The organism is Streptomyces sp. HUAS MS02 (genome assembly GCF_055702265.1).
On record NZ_CM146747.1, the window covers coordinates 4,693,910 to 4,713,673 of the forward strand.

Annotated in this window: 11 protein-coding genes; 6 read left to right on the plus strand and 5 right to left on the minus strand. The window is 70.7% G+C overall.

Going from position 1 to position 19,764, the window contains the following annotated elements; all coding sequences use genetic code 11:
• Nucleotide 1: 1 nt before the first annotated feature.
• The 3 genes from ACZ9QC_RS20170 to ACZ9QC_RS20180 form a co-directional block, all read right to left on the minus strand.
• Nucleotides 2-1,222, minus strand: coding sequence for a restriction endonuclease subunit S (locus ACZ9QC_RS20170; RefSeq protein WP_472921398.1), 1,221 nt, complete (start codon nucleotides 1,220-1,222; stop codon nucleotides 2-4).
• Nucleotides 1,222-3,231: a type I restriction-modification system subunit M gene (locus tag ACZ9QC_RS20175; RefSeq protein ID WP_472921399.1), complete on the minus strand. Its 2,010-nt coding sequence runs from the start codon at nucleotides 3,229-3,231 to the stop codon at nucleotides 1,222-1,224. The genes ACZ9QC_RS20170 and ACZ9QC_RS20175 overlap by 1 nt, the downstream gene beginning before the upstream one ends.
• Nucleotides 3,232-3,321: 90 nt before the next feature.
• Nucleotides 3,322-5,601 carry an N-6 DNA methylase gene (locus ACZ9QC_RS20180; RefSeq protein WP_472921400.1) on the minus strand — a complete coding sequence of 760 codons (2,280 nt, stop codon included), beginning with the start codon at nucleotides 5,599-5,601 and terminating at the stop codon, nucleotides 3,322-3,324.
• 302 nt (nucleotides 5,602-5,903) lie between these two features.
• Between ACZ9QC_RS20180 and ACZ9QC_RS20185 the strand changes: the two genes are divergently transcribed.
• The 3 genes from ACZ9QC_RS20185 (at nucleotide 5,904) to ACZ9QC_RS20195 (ending at nucleotide 12,226) form a co-directional block, all read left to right on the plus strand.
• Nucleotides 5,904-8,372, plus strand: coding sequence for an AAA family ATPase (locus tag ACZ9QC_RS20185; protein ID WP_472921401.1), 2,469 nt, complete (start codon nucleotides 5,904-5,906; stop codon nucleotides 8,370-8,372).
• On the plus strand, nucleotides 8,372-8,740 hold the full coding sequence (locus ACZ9QC_RS20190) for a hypothetical protein (RefSeq protein ID WP_472921402.1): 369 nt from the start codon (nucleotides 8,372-8,374) through the stop codon (nucleotides 8,738-8,740). Before ACZ9QC_RS20185 ends, ACZ9QC_RS20190 begins: the two co-directional genes overlap by 1 nt.
• Before the next feature lie 99 nt (nucleotides 8,741-8,839).
• The gene (locus ACZ9QC_RS20195) at nucleotides 8,840-12,226 is read left to right on the plus strand and encodes a HelD family protein (RefSeq protein WP_472921403.1); all 3,387 of its coding nucleotides are present in this window, start codon (nucleotides 8,840-8,842) and stop codon (nucleotides 12,224-12,226) included.
• 242 nt (nucleotides 12,227-12,468) lie between these two features.
• On the opposite strand, the gene ACZ9QC_RS20200 is transcribed toward ACZ9QC_RS20195, so the two are convergent.
• Nucleotides 12,469-12,969 (minus strand): signal peptide protein, encoded by a 501-nt coding sequence (locus ACZ9QC_RS20200; RefSeq protein WP_472921404.1) that lies wholly within the window; start codon nucleotides 12,967-12,969, stop codon nucleotides 12,469-12,471.
• Nucleotides 12,970-13,221: 252 nt separating this feature from the next.
• Here ACZ9QC_RS20200 and ACZ9QC_RS20205 point away from each other — a divergent pair, with 252 nt between their 5' ends.
• From ACZ9QC_RS20205 to ACZ9QC_RS20215, 3 genes are all read left to right on the plus strand, one after another.
• Nucleotides 13,222-14,880 carry an alpha/beta hydrolase gene (locus ACZ9QC_RS20205; protein WP_472921405.1) on the plus strand — a complete coding sequence of 553 codons (1,659 nt, stop codon included), beginning with the start codon at nucleotides 13,222-13,224 and terminating at the stop codon, nucleotides 14,878-14,880.
• Between the two features lie 222 nt (nucleotides 14,881-15,102).
• The gene (locus ACZ9QC_RS20210; protein WP_472921406.1) at nucleotides 15,103-16,131 is read left to right on the plus strand and encodes an ArsR/SmtB family transcription factor; all 1,029 of its coding nucleotides are present in this window, start codon (nucleotides 15,103-15,105) and stop codon (nucleotides 16,129-16,131) included.
• A gap of 118 nt (nucleotides 16,132-16,249) precedes the next feature.
• A complete protein-coding gene (locus ACZ9QC_RS20215; protein ID WP_472921407.1) occupies nucleotides 16,250-16,672 on the plus strand; it encodes a hypothetical protein in 423 nt (140 codons plus the stop codon).
• Between the two features lie 41 nt (nucleotides 16,673-16,713).
• Here ACZ9QC_RS20215 and ACZ9QC_RS20220 read toward each other — a convergent pair whose 3' ends face one another.
• Complete coding sequence (locus tag ACZ9QC_RS20220) at nucleotides 16,714-19,722, minus strand: SpoIIE family protein phosphatase (RefSeq protein WP_472921408.1); 3,009 nt, start codon at nucleotides 19,720-19,722, stop codon at nucleotides 16,714-16,716.
• Between the last annotated feature and the right edge of the window lie 42 nt (nucleotides 19,723-19,764).

Consider the following 19,764-nt stretch of genomic DNA (forward strand, 5'->3'; position numbering starts at 1 on the left):
GCTACGCGCTCACTCCGTCCGTTACGTTGCGCCCGCTGGCGGTGGAGACGTCGAACTGGCCGGTTACGGCGGCGGTGATGAGGGCTTGGCGGCGCTCAGTGAGGAGAGCAAGCTGTCGCTTTGCGAGCTTGGCGAGGTGGAGACTCTTTGCCCTTCCAGCCTCAATTTCTGCCACGAGCCCATCTTGCTGTGTACGAGGCGGACAGCAGATGCGCAACTTCAAGCAATCCCCAACACGCATGTGCTCGTGCAATGAACCAGCGCCGAGGAGCCGAATTTGCCTGTCCATGTGTGATCCCAGGAAGTTGTAGAGCAGCAACTCCTTCTTGATTGCATTCTCATTTGCCCGATAGAGCATGATGCGCTGTCCGAGGAAGACGGAGGTATCCGTGCGCAGCATGCCTACTTGCCCGAGTGGAGCTTCACGCGTGAAGAGGATGTCTCCGTTTCGGGGGGCGCCACGACGATTCCATTCGATGAACACCCGACGCTCCACGGAGAAAGTCTCCGATAGATCCACGTCTCCATTTCGAATATTGGACGTTCGGATCATCTTGTATGGCGTGGCCTTCGCCGATGTTGGGGCTGTCTTATTCACGCAGTCCACGATGGCGATGCAGACAGCAGATGCAGGGGCGAAAAATTCTGGGGAGAACTCAGTGAAAACCTTGTCGATCACTGCCCGGGTTCGCTCAACTGCCAAATCTGACAGCTTTTGGTAACGATCAGCCAAGCGGTCGATGCGAGCGGTCTCGACGTCGAGGAAGTCGGCGATGCGGCGCTGCTCCTCCACGGGAGGAAGGGACACCTCTACCTTCGCCAAATCTTCCCAATAAAGACGCCACTGCGCTGGGCGAATTCCCTTTGATCGCGACTTGAACTCGCCAATCAGAAAACGAGACCTGAGCAAGTGATGAAGGTACCGTGAGTGAACTTTGGGACTCACCTCGCAGACCAGATAATCTGGGCTAACGATTCCTTCGTATGCGGAGACGCCGAGCGACCCCTGCCATGCCTTCATCTTGTTGACTACGAGATCGCCAGCCTGTACGAGTTGGTAGCGAGAGAGGTCCAAGGGGGTCTTGTTGTAGTTGTCAGTGCGTGATCCCTTCAGAATGACACCGTGATCGCGATAGACGGACAACACATCTGCCGATGGAAAGCCCGTCCGCTCCACAGGACGAAGTAGATACCGGAGCGGTGATACTGAGTACTCGATCACTAGTCCGTCACCTCACCCAACAGCGCCTGAATCTCCGCCTCCAGAGCCTTCAACTCCGCGTCGATCTCCGCCAGCGGCCTCGGCGGCTTGTACACGTAGAAGTGCCGCGTGAACGGGATCTCGTAGCCGATCTTCGTCTTCGTGTGGTCGATCCACGCGTCCGGCACATGCGGCAGCACCTCGCGCTTGAGGTACTCCTCGACGTCCTCGCCGAGCGGAACGTTCTCGTAGTCCCGCAGGTCAGCGTCCGGCTCCGCCGCACCCTTGACCATCTGGACCTCGCCCTCCGGGTCCCGGACGCCGATCGTCTCCCGTACCGCCTTCGCGAACGGCGCTCCCGACGGCCACGTCAGCCCGGCCGCGACCACCGCGTCCTTGAGCGCGATGAAAGCGTCGGACTTCGTCGTCCAGGACGAGCCGAGCAACGTACGCACCGCCGCCACGAACTCCTCGCTCCGCTCCAGCCTCGCCACCGGCTTGGCCTCCGCCAGTGCCGCCAGCGTCTCCTCCGTCACCTCGAAGCGGAGCTTCAGCGGCCGCTCCACCGTGATGCGCTGGCAGCCGAAGTCCTCGTTCGAGAAGACCTTGACCTTGCCGTGCAGCGGGTGCTCCGTGTCACCCGCGATCTGCAGCGCCTCCGCGTACAGCCGCGTGATGTCGCCGATGTGGTCGGGGCGGCCGTTCGTCCCGTCACCCAGCTCCTTGCGCTTGTCGCCGAGTGACTTGCGCATCTTCACCCACTGGTCGCGCGCGTCGAGCAGGACGACCTTGCCCCTGTGGTCCTTGTCCTTGCGGTTCGTCAGGATCCAGAAGTACGTCGAGATGCCCGTGTTGTAGAAGAGCTGGTCCGGGAGCGCGACGATCGCCTCAAGCCAGTCGTTCTCCAGGATCCAGCGGCGGATGTTGGACTCGCCGGACTCGGCCGCGCCCGTGAACAGCGGGGAGCCGTTGAAGACGATGGCGATGCGGGAGCCGCCCCCGCCGTTGACGTCCACCGGCTTCATCTTCGAGATCATGTGCTGGAGGAAGAGCAGCGAGCCGTCGTTGATGCGCGGCAGGCCCGCGCCGAAGCGGCCGGCGTCGCCGAGCGACTTGTGCTCGTACTCGACCTCCTCCTTGACCTTCTTCCACTCCACGCCGAACGGCGGGTTGGCGAGGATGTAGTCGAACTTCCGGCGGGCGTGGCCGTCGTCGGAGAAGGAGTTGCCGAAGCGGATGTTCTCCGGGTCCTGGCCCTTGATCATGAGGTCGGACCGGCAGATCGCCCAGGACTCGGGGTTGAGCTCCTGCCCGTACACCTCCACCGTCGCGTCAGGGTTGAGGGCCTTGATGCGGTCGTCGGCGGCGCTGAGCATGCCGCCCGTGCCGCAGGCGGGGTCCATGACCGTGCGGACGACACCCGGCACGGTGAGGGCGTCCGCGTCGGGTGCCACCAGCAGGTTGACCATCAGCTTGATGACCTCGCGCGGGGTGAAGTGCTCACCCGCGGTCTCGTTCGACTGCTCGGCGAAGCGGCGGATCAACTCCTCGAAGATGTAGCCCATGTTGTGGTTGGGCACGACGTCGGGGTGCAGGTCGAGGTCGGTGAACCTGCCGATCACCTGGTAGAGCAGGTTCGCCCCGTCGAGCTTCCTGACCTGCTGGTTGAACTCGTACTTGTCGAGGACCTCGCGGGCGTTCTCGGAGAACGCGCCGACGTAGATCTGCAGGTTCTTCGCCGCGTTCTGCGGGTCGGCCGCGATCTTCCGCAGCGTGAGGTCGCTCTTGTTGTAGAAGGAGTGGCCCGAGGCCCTGCGCAGGAAGTGGCCGGTGTCGATGTCCTGGCCCGCGAACCTGGCGACGGTCTCGACGACCTTGTCGCGCGTCGGCTCCAGGACGCACTCCAGGCGGCGCAGCACGGTGAACGGCAGGATGACCTTGCCGTAGTCGGACTGCTTGTAGTCGCCGCGCAGGAGATCGGCGACGGACCAGGCGTGGTTCGCCAACTCCGTGTGCTTGCTGCTGTTCAAGAGGTCCCGGCTTCCTTCCGAAGAGCGCCGTCCGGGCGGGGGACGGCAGGGATCCAGTGTGGTCGTATGCGATGGGACGCGTGGGGCGTTTCAGACAGAACGGCTGTCCGGGGTGCCCGACGCATCCGGGCTGCCCGGGGTGTCCGGTGGCAGGAGTACGCCGGCGGTGAGGCCGGTGGTCAGGGTGGCCGCGGTGTCGGCGGCGAGGTCGGCGGTTCGGCGGACGGCCGCGCGCAGCTCGTGCACGCGGCGGAAGGCCTCCCCGTAGCGCCGCTGTTCCTCCAGCGGCAGCAGCGGTACGCGCAGGCGGCCCGGTGTGACGTGCACGAGGGTGGAGCCGGTGGACGCGGAGGCGATGTTGTCGTCGGCGCCGAGGAACCCGGCGAGGAACCACGGGTCGAGGCGGGCCGGATCGGGGCGCAGGAGGTGGATGTGCTGACCGAGCAGGGCTCCGGCGTCCCGGTCGTCCGCGACCCGGGTCATCGCGGACTCGTTGCCGCTGCCCGCGACGGCGCGTACCAGGACGTCCCCGGCGGCGACGGGCTGCGCGGCGTCGGAGTGGAGGTCCATGGCCCCGCCGGACGGGGGGTTTCCGGTGGAGACGTCCTGGGCGGTGAGGACCGGCCGGTCCACGGTGGGGGCGGCGGAGCCCTTGGAGCCGCGGGTGCCGGGCGGCGCCGCCCGCAGCACGGTCAGGGCCCCGCCGCGCGCCAGGTCGGAGACGGTTGCCGTACGCCACTCGCGGGCCGAGTCCCCGGAGGGCTGCCAGCCGCCGGACGCGGAGGCGGATGCCAGGGCGGCGACCTGCTCGGCCAGTTGCTCGTGCAGGTCGTGCACGCGCCGGGCCAGGGCTGCCGGGTCGATGTCGGCCGCGGTCGCCCGGACATGGCGGGCCGGGGTGACGTCGACGACGTCGTCGAGAAGGTCGACGACCGGCACCGCGCGGGCTACGCCGGGCTCGTCTGCGTAGGTGTCGGGGGCGGTGGTGAACGCGGCCCACTGGCCGAGGACCCGCTCCGACAGCCCCGCCCAGTCGAAGGTGGCGGCGGAGGCCGAAGAGGCGGGGGCGGAGGCCGCGGAGGCGGAAGAGCCGGACCGGCGGGAGCGCGAGCCGCCGCGGGAGCCGGCACCCGCCGTCGCCGTACCGGTGGCGGACGACGTGCCCGTGGCGCCGTCCCGCTGCTCGCCCTCCCCGTCGACGAACAGCACCGTCGTACGGTCCGTGCCGCCCGGCTCGGGGCGTTGGAGCACCCAGATCTGCAGTCCGATGTGGAGCGGATACGCGGCACGCGCCGGAAGGGAGACGACGGCGCGCAGGGCCCCGCCGCGGATGAGTTCCGCGCGGACGCGGCGGCCGGAGGAGCGGAAAGCCAGCGCGGGCGGCAACAGCATGACCGCGTGGCCGCCGGGCTCCAGGTGGGCGAGGGCGTGCTGTACCCACGCCAGTTCGGACTCGAAGCGCGGCGGGACCCCGTACGCCCACCTCGGGTCGTAGGCCAGCTCGTCGTGACCCCAGTCGCGGTCGGCGAACGGTGGGTTGCACAGGACGGCGTCCACGGTGACGTCGGGGAAGGCGTCGGCCCGCAGGCTGTCGCCGACGCGGATCGCCGTCTCGGCCTCGGGCGCGGCGATCAGCAGCCGGACCGCGGTGCGTTGGCCCTGGACGGGGAGTGAGTCCTGCCCGAACAGCTCCCGCGCGCCCAGCCGTGCGGCGGCGGCGAGGAGCGTTCCGCTGCCGCAGGCGGGGTCGAGGGCGCGGGACACGTCGGCGGGCAGGAGCCGTGCCATGAGCCGGGCCAGGCCCTCCGGGGTCTGGTAGACGCCGCTGGCGGCGCTCTCGTCCAGTTCGCGTTCGGCGAGGACGTCGAGGGCGGCCTGGGCCCCCGCGTCACGGACACAGCCCAGCAGGGCGCGGACCGCGCCCGCGTCGTCCGGGCCGTACTGGACCGGCTCGGCCTCGGGCACGGTGGCCGGGAGCTCGCCTGCGGCCTTCTCCGCTCGGGCGAGCAGTTGGTCGTCGGGCAGGGCGGCGAGTTCGGCCAGTTCCTCCGGCGTGCGGCGGGACGTGGCAGCCACCAGCGGGAAGAGTCGCGCGGCCACACCCGAGCCGGGTCCCAGTAGCCGTAGTGCCGTACGCAGTTCCTCGGACGGCGAGGCGGCGGAGGTGTGCCCGCGACCACGCAGCCAGGCCTGGACGGCCGACAGGTCGTAGAGCGGGCTGGCCTCCGTGCCTGCGCTGGGGCTCGGGAAGTCGTCGTGGCGGCGGCGCCAGTTGCTGACCGTGGCCCGCGTGACCCCGGCGATGCGGGAGATCTCGGCGGCCGTGACGTGCGCTGAGGGCGCCGGGGGGGCTGAGGGCTGCTGGGACATGGCGTCGGGTTCCGCACCTCTCGGGCCTGTCGAGTAGGGACGGTTAACACGTTACAACAGCCGTCAAGTCTGCCAATGTGTTTGACAGTGTTTTCACGGGCATGCTTATCTGGGCATGCTTCCGGATGGGAGTATGCGCCCTCACTCCGCAACCGCACCGTGAAACGTCCTGGCGCCGTAACGCGCCACGCATCCCGCCTCTCCCGGCCCCTTCTCGTCGCAACGCCGTACCTCGGGGCCGTCCACTCCGCGTCCATTCCGCACCGCAGTCGCCACCCACCGCACCCACGGGAGGAACCCGCATGACCGTGACGGAACAGCCCCGGCAGAACGCACACCACCCCACCGACCACGCCCGTCCGGCGGCGTCGTCAGACCAGCCCGTTCCCGTGGCCGCTCTGGTGGAGGCCCGCCTGGCGGAGGAGGCGCTCAGCGAGCCCGTGAAGGTGCTCCTGAAGGAGGCCCTGGGCGACGGCGAGCCCCGGGGGACCTCCCCTGCCGGCCGGATCTACCTCGAATCCGTCGCCGTCGCCCGGTTCCGTGGCATCGGACCGCGCGCCTGGCTCAAGCTCAGCCCCAGACCCGGCGTGAACCTGGTCGTGGGTCGCAACGGCTCCGGCAAGTCCAGCATCGCTGAGGGCATCGAGACAGCCTTCACCGGCGTGAACATGCGCTGGCAGGGGCAGCACGCGATGCGCAGCAGCAACTGGCGCAACCTCCACGACACCGACGGCAGGCCGGAGATCGAGGTCAAGCTCGCCATCGAGGGCGACACCGGCCGCAGCACCCTCACCCGCACCTGGGAGGGCGACGACTTCGACGCCTCCCGGGCCGAGCTCAAGCGACCCGGGCACGGCCGCGCCCCCCTCGACCAGGCGGACTGGAAGCAGGCCCTGCGGGACTTCCGGCCCTTCCTGTCGTACGTCGACCTCGACCGCATGATCAGTGGCAAGCCCTCCGAGATGTACGACGCCATCGCCACCATCCTCGGCCTGGGGCAGCTCAGCGCTGCCGACGGCCGGCTCCGCCAGGAAGCCAAGGCGCTCGAAGACGCGGAGAAGGCGGCGAAGGCGGAGCTGCCGGGCCTCAAGGAAGCGCTGTACGAGTTGGAGGACGACGAGCGCGCGGTGCAGGCACTCGTCGCCGTCGACATGGCGGGAACCCCCGACTTCGCGACCGTCGAAGCCCTGGTCGCCGGTCTGCCCACCGACGCGGACGATGGCCTGCTCGCCCGACTGCGCGCCGAGGCCGACGTGCAGGGACCCGAGATGGCGCAGGTCCACGCGGCCCTGGACCGCCTGCGCAATGCCCTCGCCGATGCCGAGGACCTGCGCGGCACCGGCACCGAGGACGCCCTGCGGCGTGCGGAACTCCTCGAACGGGCTGTGGCGCACCACGACCGTCACCCCGACACGGCCGTCTGCCCCGTGTGCGGGACCGACGGGATGCTGGACGCGGCATGGGCCGCGGACGCCGTCGCCCAGATCGCCGCATTGCGGCAGGAGGCGGAGGCAGCGGCGGGCGCGCGCAGCGAACTCCGGTCGGCCGCGCGGGCCGTGCAGGATCTCGTCCACACGCCCAGGCAGATCCCCGCCGCACTGGCCGACCCGTGGCGCACCTGGGCCGCCTGCCGGACGATCAGTGATCCCGGCGAGCTCGCCCAGCGCGCTCACAAGGCCGCCGCGACCCTGGCCGATGCCTGCGCCGCGGTCAAGGAGAACGCCGTCAGGGAACTGGAGAAGCGGGACGAACGCTGGCGCGGGCTCGTCACCCGCCTGGCGGGCTGGGCGGAGAGGGCCCGTTCGGTGGAGGCGAACAAGCCCCGGCTGAGGGACATCAGGAAGGCGAGAGCCTGGATCAAGGCGCTGGCCGCCGAGTTGCGGGAACAGCGGATGGAAGGCTTCGCCGACCAGTCGCAGCGCATCTGGGAGCGGCTCCGCCAGGAGAGCAACATCGATCTCACGGACGTGAGCCTGAAGGGCAGCGAGAAGGCCGCCGTCCGCAAGCTCGTCATGGACGTCACCGTCGACGGCCATGAGGCCTCGGCTCTCGGCGTCATGAGCCAGGGCGAGCAGCACTCCCTCGCGCTGTCCCTGTTCCTGCCCCGGGCCGCCACCGCCGACAGCCCGTTCGGCTTCATCGTCATCGACGACCCCGTGCAGTCCATGGACCCCGCCAAGGTCAACGGACTCGCCCAGGTCCTGCACGAGCTCGGCGAGCACCGGCAGGTCGTCGTGTTCACCCACGACACCCGGCTCCAGCGAGCGTTCACCAGCCAGGGTCTGCCCGTGACGGTGTTCGAGGTCGAGCGGGCCACGTCGTCCCGGGTGAAGGTCAGGCCGGTGACCGACCCGGTACGGCAGGCACTCGACGACGCGCGGGCCCTCGCCAGTACCGGTGACCTGCCGTCGGCGGCACGGACCCATGTGCTCCCCAGCCTGTGCCGTATCGCCCTGGAGAACGCCTTCCTCGAAGCCGCCTGGATCCGGCATCACCGCTCCGGCGCACCCGAGGATGACCTGCAGGCCGCCGTCGGCAGCGCCGACAAGCTCATGAAGGTCGCGGCACTGGCCCTGTTCGGCGACGCCGGCCGGACCGGCGACGTCTACCGGGAACTGCTCACCCTGTGCGGACCGCGTGCGGTGGACCTCCTCAAGGAGTGCCAGAAGGGCGCCCACGCCACGGGAGCGCAGATCGCCGACCCCCACCGCTTCGTGGACGACATCGAGACCATGGCGCAGAAGGTGCGCAAGGCGGGGGTGACCGCGTGATGAGCACTCCCACCACCTCGGTCGAGGAGCTCCTGCTGACGGCCGATCAGCTGCTTGCCGCCCGTACGGGCGCCACGGCCGCCGGCCGGCACCGCGGAGCCTCCCTCGCTCTGCGGACCGCCCTGGAGCTCTCCATCGACCGCATGCTCGACGCCGCGGTGCCAGGGCTCGCCGACACCACGATGCGGGCCAAGATGCTGTGCCTCCACTGCTACACCGCGGCGGAGACCGCTCGCCGCACCAACGCCGTCTGGTCGCACCTCTGCCTGGGATGCCACTACCACCAGTACGAGATCGGCCCCACGCACGACCAGGTTCGCGCCTGGCGGACGGAGGTCCGTGAGCTGGTCGGGACGTTGGCCCTCTGACTGTTTGTTACCAGCAGGTCTCTGATAGTTATTTCAACCGTGTACGGGCACATGCCCGCCGCAGCACTCTTCGGGGCGCTGCATGGGAGGGGGATACACATGGGCACCACCACGCGCAACGAGATCATCGCCGTCGAGCAGAAGGCGGTGGACCGCGCCTACGACTGCTATGCCGCGCGGCTGGCAGAAATGACCGGGGGCTCGGTGGCCTCGGCCTCCGCGAGCGGCAAGGACAGCGTCGCCAACCGTCTCGCGGCCGAGGAGCGAGCCGCGGCGTACGGAGGTCTCGGCAACGCTTCGCTGGTCATCAGCCGCGTGGACGTGCAGGACGGCCCAGCTGGGGAGCCCGAGACCTGGTACGTCGGCCGGCGTGCCGTTTCCGACGTGCGGACCCGCGATACCGTCGTCGTGGAGTGGACCAACGAGCTTGCGAAGAAGTGGCTCGACGCGCTGCCGGACGCTCCGGGGGAGGTGCTCCTGCGGCGGCGGCTGCACTGCACGCAGCGCGTCGTCGAAGGCTATGCCGACGACATCTCCGTCACCGTCCCCGCCCCGCGGCCGACCGCGGACGACGCCGATCCGCAGTCCGCCGCGGCAGACTCCACCACCAACGCACAGCGGCCTGAGAAGGCGCGGCCGCCCGTCCTCACCCCCGGAGACGTCGCCCGTCTTCATCGCCAAGGGCCCCAGCAGCCCGACGACTTCCTCCTCCGCGAGCTTCAGCGCTCTCGCCGCGGCAGCATGCGGGACATCGTCGAGACCATCCGCCGCGACCAGATGGCCCTGGTCACCGGCTCGCCCTCCGACATCCTCGTCATCCAGGGCGGCCCGGGTACCGGCAAGTCGGCGGTCGGCCTGCACCGCGTGACCTGGCTCGTCAGCAACGGACACTTCAAAGCCCAGGACGTCCTCGTCATCGGCCCCCATCAGCGGTTCCTGGACTACGTGAGCCAGGTGCTGCCCACGCTCGGCACCCGGAACGTCAACGCCGTGCAGGTGAACCGTCTGTGGGACGGCGAGGTCCTCGGCACCGACACCCCCGCGGCGCGGATGGTGAAGTCCGATGAACGCATGGCGGCCGTCCTGCGGCGGCGCGTCGAGATCGAGTGCCGTCCCGAGGCCGTCGACGAGTTCACCACCACTGCCTCCTACGAGGGGGCCAAGCCTGAGCTCACCGTCACCGTCGGCAGCACGACCCTGCGCGTCCCGCGCTCCGAGATGCTTTCGCTCCTCGCGGACGTGCGCCAAGGCGACGGCTCCTACCGTGAGCGCCGCGACCGCTTTCGCGGACTGCTCGTCGACCGTCTGCTACAGGAACTCGTCGCCGTCGCCCCTCGCCGCAGCCGCGACGACACGATCCGCCGCGACCTGGAACGCAACCGTCAGGTCGAGCGCCTCATCGAACGTGTCTGGCCTTCGCCCGGCGCCAGGGAAGCCCTCCGCACCCTCTACGACTCCGAAGACCTCCTGCGCACCTGCGCCGAGGGCATTCTCGACGCCGCGGAGCAGGCCGCTGTGCGGCGCCCTCGGGCCGACACGGCCGACGCCGATCCCTGGACGCTCGACGACCGGGTCTGCCTCGAAGAACTGCGGTATCTCATCACCGGGGAGACACCGCAGCGGTACGGGCACATCGTGGTCGACGAGGCACAGGACCTGACACCCATGCAGGCCCGCTCCCTCCGCAGGCGCTCAGCGGCGCAGGGCTCCATGACCATCCTCGGCGACCTCGCCCAGGCCACCGGCCCCCACACCCACACCGACTGGGACCGCCTGGGCACCCTTCTGTCCGACCACGGCGACTGGCGCGTGGCCGAGCTGAACACCAGCTACCGCGTGCCCGCCGAAATCATGGAGTTCGTCGCCCCCTTGGCCCGTACCGTCGCCCCCACGCTGCCCTACCCGCAGGCCGTGCGCGCGGCGGGCGAGGACGCCGTACGGACGGTCACGACGGAACCGTGGAAGCTCCTCGACGACACCGTGGCGGAAGCCACCCGCCTCATCGGCACCAGCGACGGACGGACCCTGCGCTCCGTGGCGGTCATCGTCCCCGACGACTCCGGCTGGCTCGACGAGATCAGCCGCCAGCTGGACCTGGCGGAGGGCATCACCGAGCAGGGACGCGAGGCGGTGTCCGTGCTGGCCGCCGCCCAGGCCAAGGGCATGGAGTACGACCACGTCCTCGTCGTCGAACCCGCAACCATCGCCGACCGAGGCCCGGCCGGCCTGCGCCAGCTGTACGTCGCGCTCACCCGCAGCACCCAGAGCCTGACCGTCCTGCACACGTCCCCGCTCCCGGAGGCCCTCACGAACCCCGACGGCAGCAGTACCGAACCAGCACCTGCCGAAGGCGAACCAGGCATGGCAGACGCTGACGTCCCCGACATCGGTACGGACGTCAGAGTCCGCGTGACCGGCCGGGCACCCGGTGGCCGGTACAAGGTCAAGGCCCTGTCGCCCGCGATCGACGTCCCTCTGGTCCTGACCGTCCGCCACGGCTCGGTGCCCCCGCGTCCCGGCTCGGTACTGGACTGCTGGGTGTTCGCCCACGAGACGAACCACTGCCTGCTCACCGCGGACCAGCGTGGCCGCCAGCCCATCTCCCCCACCATGGCGGAACGCTATGTGGCGGCGCTCGGCGTCTTCGACGACCTGACCAACGGTGACGGAACCGTTCCCGAGAACGCCCGTGACCGTCTGTCCGAGCTCAAGGGCATGGCCAACCGCGTCCTCCGCCGTGACCAGGCGGACTGGGTGGACGTGCGTCGTGTGCTCGGATCCCCGGACAAACACCGCCTCAGCCTCCTGCGCGACCTGGCGGCGCACACCAACCGCATGCTCAAGGACAACAACCTGGACCTGAACCGACTCCAGGCGGACCTGGCACGCGCCGACTGGGCCCAGGCCCTGAACGAGGCCCGGGAGACGCTCCAGCACCGCCGGGCCGCCCTGGGTGAACCGGAAACCGAGAGTGCGCCCGCCTCCGTCGAGCAGCCGTCCGAGAAGAAGGAAGCAGAGCCCGTGACCTCCGAAGGCATGCCCGCCACGCCAGCGCCCGCCACGCCCGCCAAGGGACTTCTGCACTCGCTGGAGACCACGGCGGCCGCCGACCGCACATGCAAGAAGCACGAGGCGGTGCGCCATGCTCTCAAGGCGGCTCTGCTCTGGGCGGACCTGCAGCCGACCGACTCCCCGGTCATCGATGTCAGCCGCACCGCGGAAGACGGCCACTTCCTCTACGAGGTACTCGGTGCCGGCCGCTCCACCTACGCCGACCTCCGCTCGGGAGCCACCCGCCTCCTGGAGATCAACCACACCCTGCCCGCTCCTGCCGACCGCCTCTACCTGGTGCTCTCCGAACCGCCCGCCGAGGACTGGTCGGCCGACACCGTGTTCGGTGTCTTCGGGGTTCAGGTCCTGTGGCGCACCCCCGACAGTTGGGGCGGCCACGACGCGGAAACCGCCCTGGGCTCCGGAGAGGCGTAACCCCTTTCGACAGAAGCGCGAGTCTTCCGTGCGCGCTCGTGCGCTTCTTGGGTGCCTGAAGCGGAGCCAGAGCCCGATAGCGGCCCCGGACTGGGAGTCCGAGGCCGATCAGGAGCCCTACCTGAGGGAGGATCCCCAGGTCAGAGCGGTAACGCGCTGTGCCTCAGGCAGGATTGGAACCTGCGACACCCGCTTTGGGAGAGCAGGGCCCGGCCCTTGTCGATGGGCGGTACGGCCCGCGGTCAGTAGAGGGCGATCCTCGGGTGGACCGTGCCCTGGGCCGCCGGGTCGGGGACGGTGACCCGGTAGACCTCGGTGAGGGTCGCGCCGGCCCCGAGCGTGCGCCGGGCGGTGGTCAGGTCGGTGAAGAGGGTGCCGGTCTGGCTGCCGAGGTCGACGGCCTGCCAGCAGCCGCCGGCGGTGCGGCGCTCGACCTCGACGTCCGTCGGGTCGAGGAAGGGGCCGGCGTCCGGCGACTCCACCAGGAGCTGCGGGGCGACGGTCCGGGCCGCCCCCGAGTCATTGCGGTAGGTGACGGTGACCTCGTGGCTCTGGCCGTCCGCCGTGAGCGGGCTGATGGCGAGGTCGACGAAGTCGACGGGTATGGACGACGGCTGTGAGGCCGTGGACACGGTGGTGGTGTGCGGCGTGGCCGCCGCGGCGGGCCCCGCGAGGGCGAGACCGGCGGCCGCGGCCGCCACGGCGAGGAAAGCGACCCTGAGACGAGTGTTCTTGACTGACACGTGCGCGGTTCCTTCGTGATCGTGGGGGGTCCGGCCGGGACCGTCTCCGGATCACCGGCCAGGGACGACTCCAAGATTACGAAGCGAAGGCCGGCGGCGGTAACTACCGGCAGGTAGTGGAGAAATTGCGTGGAAGGTCGGCCACGGCGGCACCTCTCTGGCGTTTTTGGCCTCTCCTCAGTTAGACATGCTCCGGCCCCACCTTGACCAGTGGGTTGCCGTAGACACGGATTCCCAGGGGGGAACACACGCATGACCACGTATCGGTATGCGCCCAGACGTATCTCTCGGCTCAGACTCGTCGGTGCGGCCGTGACCGCACTCGTCCTCGCCGCGACGGGGACGGCGACCCAGGCCATGGCCGCGCAGGACACGACGCGGCAGCCGCAGTCGGCCAAGACCCCGCCGCCGCCCGTGCCGACGCTCGCCTGGACCGACTGCCAGGGCGGGTACGAGTGCGCCAACGCCGACGTCCCGCTGGACTACCGGGAGCCGGAGGGCCGCAAGATCACGCTCGCGGTGGTCCGCAAGAAGGCCGCCGACCCCTCGAAGCGCAAGGGCACGCTCTTCATGCAGCCCGGCGGACCGGGCAACTCCGGCGTGGACTTCGTCCGCAACAACTACGACGACCTCCCGGCCGCCCTGCGCGAGTCGTTCGACGTCTTCGGCTACGACGTCCGCGGTGTCGGCCGCAGTTCGGCGCTCACCTGCTTCGACGACGCCCGCTACACCAAGGCCGTCACCGACGCCAAGGGCGTCCCCGGCCCGGACGCCTTCGGCCCGGCGGTGCGCGAGGCCGCCGAGTTCAACCAGGCGTGCCTCGACAACTCGGGCGGCCTGCTGCCGTACGTCGGCACGGAGTACGTCGCCCGTGACATCGACCTGCTGCGTCAGGCCCTCGGCGAGGAGCAACTGACGTACTACGGGCGGTCGTTCGGCGCGTACATCGGCACCGTCTACGCGTCGATGTTCCCCAAGCGGGTGCGGGCGCTGACGCTCGACGGGGCGTACGACCCGTACAAGTACGCCTACCGCCCCTACGAATACGACCGGGCCCAGTACCTGGCGCTGGACGGTTCGATGAGCCGCTTCCTCGACTGGTGTGCCGCCGACCAGGCGGTCTGCGGCTTCGGTGACGGCGACCCGCGCGGGGCGTTCGAGCAGCTGAAGAAGGACCTCGACGCCAACCCGGTCACCACGGCGAACGGCGGGAAGGCCAACGGCTACACCCTCGTCTACCGGCTGATGTTCAACATCAACGAGGGCAAGGTCATCTGGCCCTCCCTCGGCGCGGCCCTGAAGAAGGCGCAGGCACGGGACAACACCTCGTTCCTGCTGCGGCCGCCGTCCCCGGCGAGCTACGACTTCCTCGGCCCGAACGTGGTCGTGGAGTGCGTCGACAAGGACTACCCGAAGAGCCTGCGCAAGCTCCAGCGGAACGTCACGGCCAACGCGAAGGACGCGCCGCTGCTGGGTCCGGCCATGGCGTTCGGTCCGCCGACCTACGACCACCAGCACGCCACCGCGTGCGTCCAGTGGCCCGCCGAGACGCCCAGCCGCTACGACGGCTCCTTCCGGGCCAGGGGTTCGGCGCCGATCCTGGTCCTCGGCACCACCGGTGACCCGGACACCCCGTACCAGGACGCGGTCGCGCTGTCCCGGCAGCTGGACAACGCCTCGCTGCTGACGTTCGACGCCGAGGGCCACACGGCGTTCGGCCGCAGCGCCTGTGCGACGGACGCGGTCGTGAACTACCTCGTCGACCAGGTGGTCCCGGCCTCCGGCACCACCTGCGCGGACGAGACCCAGCCGCCGTCCTCGACGCCGAAGACGGCGCCGCCCGGCACGACCCTGAGCGAGCTGCGCAACGGCGTCAACGAGCGCGTCGAGCGCATCGGCGACGCAAGCTGACCTACTCGCACCCGCACCACGAGCCGATCGGCTCGCTTCGGCGCCGCGAGCCGACCTACTCGCGGCGCTGCTCGACCCCTGGGGCCACGGCCCCATGGGCTGACCGACCGAACGAACGCCGGGGCGCCCGCCCCTCCACTCCACGGCGAGCGCCCCGGGGTTCCGTATGTCTGCGACACGTCCGCGGCATGTCGCGCCGCACGGATCTGGGGGAGCAGGACGATGGGACTGCGGATCCACTTCACGTACGACGACCTGGCCAGGGTGGTGCTGGCCGAGGAACCCGACCCGCTGTGGGAGGGGCTGCTCAGCCTGCACCTGCTGCAGAACCGGGACGGCGCCCTGGTCTTCGGCCGCTGGCGCCGTGCCTCGCGCGGCCTCTTCGACCCGGAGCTGCCGAGACTGCGCCATCTCGCGCCGCCGCGCGGCTACTCGGCGGACTTCCTGACCCCGGCCGGGGCGGTCGGCGGCTTCGAGGCGGGCCTCGACGCGATGCTCGCCACCCCCCGCGCCCGGCTGCGGACCGACCTGACGGAGCTGTCCCTCGCCCGCCCCCTGCCGGGCTGGGCCAGGCCGCTCGCCGACGGCGACCCCCAGGCCCTGCGGGGGCTCGCCGGCCTGGTCCGCAGACATCACGAGCGGTTCGTCGCCCCGTACTGGACCCATGTCCGGGCCCGCTTCGACGATGCCAGGTCGGTCGCGGCCAGGGCCCTGCTGCGGTCCGGCTTCGCCGGTCTGGCGGCCGGACTTCACCCCAGCCTGCGCTGGTCGGCGCCGGTGCTGCACGTCGCGGGCGCGCACCTCCAGGGCGACCTGCACCTGGAGGGCAGGGGCCTGCGGATCATCCCGTCGTTCTTCTGCTGGCCCGGCCCGATCGTGCTCAAGGACGGCGCCCTGCCGCCGGTGCTCGTGTACCCGGTGACCCACGACCCCCGCTGGCTGGCCCCGCCGCCCGACGCGCCCGGCACGCACCAGGCGCTCGCCGCGCTGCTCGGCCGGGCCCGGGCCGCCGTGCTGGAGGAGGTGGCCGACGGCCGCACCACGAGCGAGGTGGCAGCCCGGGTGGGGCTCAGCCCGGCGACCGTCAGCCACCATGTGGCCGTGCTCCGGGAGTCGGGGCTCCTGACCAGCCGGCGGATCGGCGGTGCCGTGCTGCACACCGTCACGCCGCTGGGCATCGACCTCCTCGAAGGCGGCACGACCTGCGGCATTCGACCACGCTCGAAAGCCATGGCACCGGCCGAGCGGTGACGGTGACGATGAGGCGCGGCCCCGGGCCCCACGACCCGGCGTGCCCGCATCCGGCCGGCGAACGGCGGCCGCAGACCCCACACCCACCGCTCGACACCCGTAAGGGGATCCCGAACCCATGCGTACGAAGCGCTCGTTCCTCGGCACCGTCGGCACCGTGACCCTGGTGCTGGCCTCCGCCCTCACCTCCGGAACGGCCCAGGCCGCGTCCTCCGCCACGTCCGCCGCGTCGCCGACGACCTCACCGGCCGTCCGCTCCGAGCTCCTTCCCGCGGGCTCCGGCATCGTGTGCAGCTCGGGGAACTTCTGTGCCTCGGTCTGGGACCCGAACGCGGGCCGGTTCCGCGTCTTCTACTTCTACAACTGCGCCCGCTACTCGCTGTCCAACTGGAACGAGTGGGGCGAGGCCAAGAACAGCCAGACGGGCAGCGCGGTCGCCCGCATCTACGGTTCGAGCGGCAACGAGCGGGCCTCCTACCCGGCCAACGGCGACGTCTACGCCGTCGACTGGGGTCCCGTCTACTCCATCCGCAACTGCTGAACGCACCTGCGGTACGGGGCGGCGGCAACCGGGGCTGACAGTCACCGGCGGCCGCCGCCCCGCCGCTTTTCCCTGCCGGTGCCGGTGCCGGTGCTGGTGTCGACGTCGATGTTGTTGTCAATGCCGATGTCGATGTCGATGTCGATGTCGTCGAAAGGCAGCGCGTCCAGGTCGCCGTCGAAGTCGGCCGGGACCAGGAGCGTGTGCTCCTGCGGGCCGGACTGCGCTGTGGGCCGGGGGTCGGGGTCGGTGAGGGACTGTTCGGTCCAGATGCACTTGCCGTTGGCGGTGTAGCGGGTGCCCCAGCGCTGGGAGAGCGCGGTGATCAGCTGCAGGCCCCGGCCGCCCTCGTCGGTGTCGCCGGCCCTGCGTATGCGGGGCATGGTGAGGCTGCCGTCGAAGACCTCGCAGACCAGCGCGGAGCCGTGCAGGAGCCGCAGCCGGACCGGGCCCTTGGCGTGGCGTACGACGTTGCCGACGAGTTCGCTGGCGAGCAGTTCGGTGGTGGGGGCCAGGGCGTCCAGGCCCCAGGCGGCGAGTTGTTCGCGGACATGGCGGCGGGCCTGCCCGGCGGCCCTCGGGTCGTCCAGGAGGGGCCAGGAGGCCATCCGGTCGCCGGTGAGCGCGTGCAGCCGGGCGACGAGGAAGGCCGCGTCGTCGGCCGCCGCGTGCTCGGCGGGCAGCAGGCCCTGGGTGAGGGTGTCGCAGAGGCGTTCCAGGTCGGCGGCGGTGCCGTCCTCGTGGGCGGTGCGCAGCAGCCGGGCCAGGTCGGCCATGCCCTCGTCGATGCCGCGTTTCGCCGACTCGACCAGCCCGTCGGTGTAGAGCACCAGCAGACTGCCGTCGGGCACGCTCAGCTCCAGCGTCTCGAACGGCGGCTCGGCCGCGCCGAGCGGCGGGTCGGCGGTCCACTCGGGAAAGCGCACGGTGCCGTCGGGGAGGACCACGGCCGGTGGCGGATGCCCGGCCCGGGCGAGGGAACAGACCTCGGTGGTGGAGTCGTACAGGGCGTACAGGCAGGTGACGTACGAGTCCTCGCCCATGGAGCCGACGATGTCGTTGAGGTGGCCCATGATCTCGTCGGGGGGCAGTTCGAGGTCGGCGAGGGTGTGCACGGCCGTGCGCAGCCGGCCCATGGTGGCGGCCTCCGACAGACCGTGGCCCATGACGTCGCCGACGACCAGGGCGACCTGTCCGCTGGAGAGCGGGATGACGTCGTACCAGTCGCCGCCGACGTCCATGCCCTGGCCGGCGGGCAGGTAGCGGGCGGCCGACTCGCAGGCGGTGAGGACCGGCAGGTCCTGGGGGAGCAGGGCACGCTGGAGTTCCCGGGACCGGGTGTGTTCGAGGTCGTAGAGCCGGGCACGTTCCAGGGACTGCGCGAGGAGGGCGCTGATCGCGGTCAGCAGGGTGCGCTCCTCGTCGGTGAGGCGGCGCGGCCGGTCGAAGGAGACGACGCACACGCCGAAGGTGTGGTCGGACACGGTCAGCGGCAGGAACGCCCAGGACGCCTTGCCCCCGCGGGCGGGCAGGTCGGCGTGCTGGGGGACGTAGGCGGCGTACTCCTGCGGCGAGGAGATGAACACCGGGACGCCGGTGTTGATGGCGTCCCAGGCCGGGCCGTACTGCGTGCGGGGCTGGTTGCCGACGAGGTCGATGAACTCGGGCGAGTAGCCGACGCCGCCGACGTTGTGGAGCCGGCCCTTCTCGACGGCCTGGACGAGGAGACCGCTGGCGGCGAACGGCTGCAGCACCCGCAGCGCGACCGCGTCGACGACGTCCTGCGAGGTGGTCGCCTTGGCGAGCGCGGTGGTCAACGCGGCGATGCGGTGGGCCCGTTCGGAGGCGGCGCGCTCGGCCTCGCGGCGCTCCTCCTCGTGTCGCCGCCGCTCGGTGACGTCGGTGAAGTAGATGGTGCGGCCGTCGGGGCCGGGGACCAGCCGCAGGTGGTAGACGCGGTCGTGGTCCGGCACCTGGACGTCGAACCCGGCGGGCTTCTCCTCGGCGGCGGCCTCCCGGCAGCGGGTCTCCAGGCAGGGCGACTCGCGCACGGACGGCAGCTCCCACAGCTGCCGCCCGAACAGTTCCTCCTCGGTGAGGCCGAGGGTGCGTTCCGCCACCAGGTTGGCGAAGGTGATCCGCCAGTCGTTGTCGACGGCGAGGAACCCGTCGCTCATGTGCCGCAGGGCCCGGCCGACCGCGTCCCGGGCGGAGCGCGCCTCGTCGCTCTCCCAGCCGACGCCGATCATCCGGTCGGGTGCGCCGTGCTCGTCGTAGGTGGCCCGGCCGCGGGCCCGGGTCCAGCCCCAGGTGCCGTCGAGGCGGCGTACGCGGTACTCCGCCTCGTACACGGTGTGGTCGCGGATCGCCCGCTCGGCGGCGGCCAGGGTGGGCGGGAGGTCGTCGGGGTGGACGATGCGCATCCAGCTCTCGATCCTGCCGGTGAACTCGGCCGGCCGGGTGCCGTAGAGCTGCAGGGCGGCCTCGTCCCAGATCAGGTCGCCGCTCTGGATGTCCCAGTCCCAGGAGCCGACGCTGGCATCCTTCAGCACCTGCCGCAGCCGCTCGGCGTCCGGTTCGGCCGGTGCGGGGCCGGACGGCGGGGGTGCCTGGGCCATGCGGTCCTGGGTCCAGTCGACGACGGACCGCAGGAAGTCCCACTGCAGGCCGGTGGGTTCGCCCCGGTCGCCGGTGAGGACGGTGAGCGCGCCGACCGTGCGGTCACGGCCGGAGACGGGTAACGCGGCGAGCCCGGTGCCGGGCCAGGCGAGGGCCATGGAACCGAGCGGGGACCACACCCCGCTGCCCTGGTGCAGGGCGCGGGCCGGGGGCAGCGGGCCCTCCTGGTCGATGATCTCCCAGGGGCGGGTCAGGGCGGGCGGGAGGCCGCTGACCGACACCAGACGCAGGGCCGACATGGGGCCTCTGAGATGCATCATCGCCCCGAGCGCGCCGAGTTCGCCGACCGCGTGCTGGAGCGCCAGCCGGAAGACCTCGCTCTCCGCGACACCGGGCTCCACCGTGCCGAGCAGGGCCAGCCGTGCGTTCATACGGCAGACCCTAACGTTCTACTCACACGTACGGCAGTCCGC

Coding starts and splice junctions, on each gene's coding strand:
- ACZ9QC_RS20205 (WP_472921405.1), top strand. CDS start 13,222: ATGACCACGTATCGGTATGCGCCCAGACGTATCTCTCGGCTCAGACTC.
- ACZ9QC_RS20220 (WP_472921408.1), bottom strand. CDS start 19,722: ATGAACGCACGGCTGGCCCTGCTCGGCACGGTGGAGCCCGGTGTCGCG.
- ACZ9QC_RS20185 (WP_472921401.1), top strand. CDS start 5,904: ATGACCGTGACGGAACAGCCCCGGCAGAACGCACACCACCCCACCGAC.
- ACZ9QC_RS20215 (WP_472921407.1), top strand. CDS start 16,250: ATGCGTACGAAGCGCTCGTTCCTCGGCACCGTCGGCACCGTGACCCTG.
- ACZ9QC_RS20190 (WP_472921402.1), top strand. CDS start 8,372: ATGAGCACTCCCACCACCTCGGTCGAGGAGCTCCTGCTGACGGCCGAT.
- ACZ9QC_RS20180 (WP_472921400.1), bottom strand. CDS start 5,601: ATGTCCCAGCAGCCCTCAGCCCCCCCGGCGCCCTCAGCGCACGTCACG.
- ACZ9QC_RS20195 (WP_472921403.1), top strand. CDS start 8,840: ATGGGCACCACCACGCGCAACGAGATCATCGCCGTCGAGCAGAAGGCG.
- ACZ9QC_RS20210 (WP_472921406.1), top strand. CDS start 15,103: ATGGGACTGCGGATCCACTTCACGTACGACGACCTGGCCAGGGTGGTG.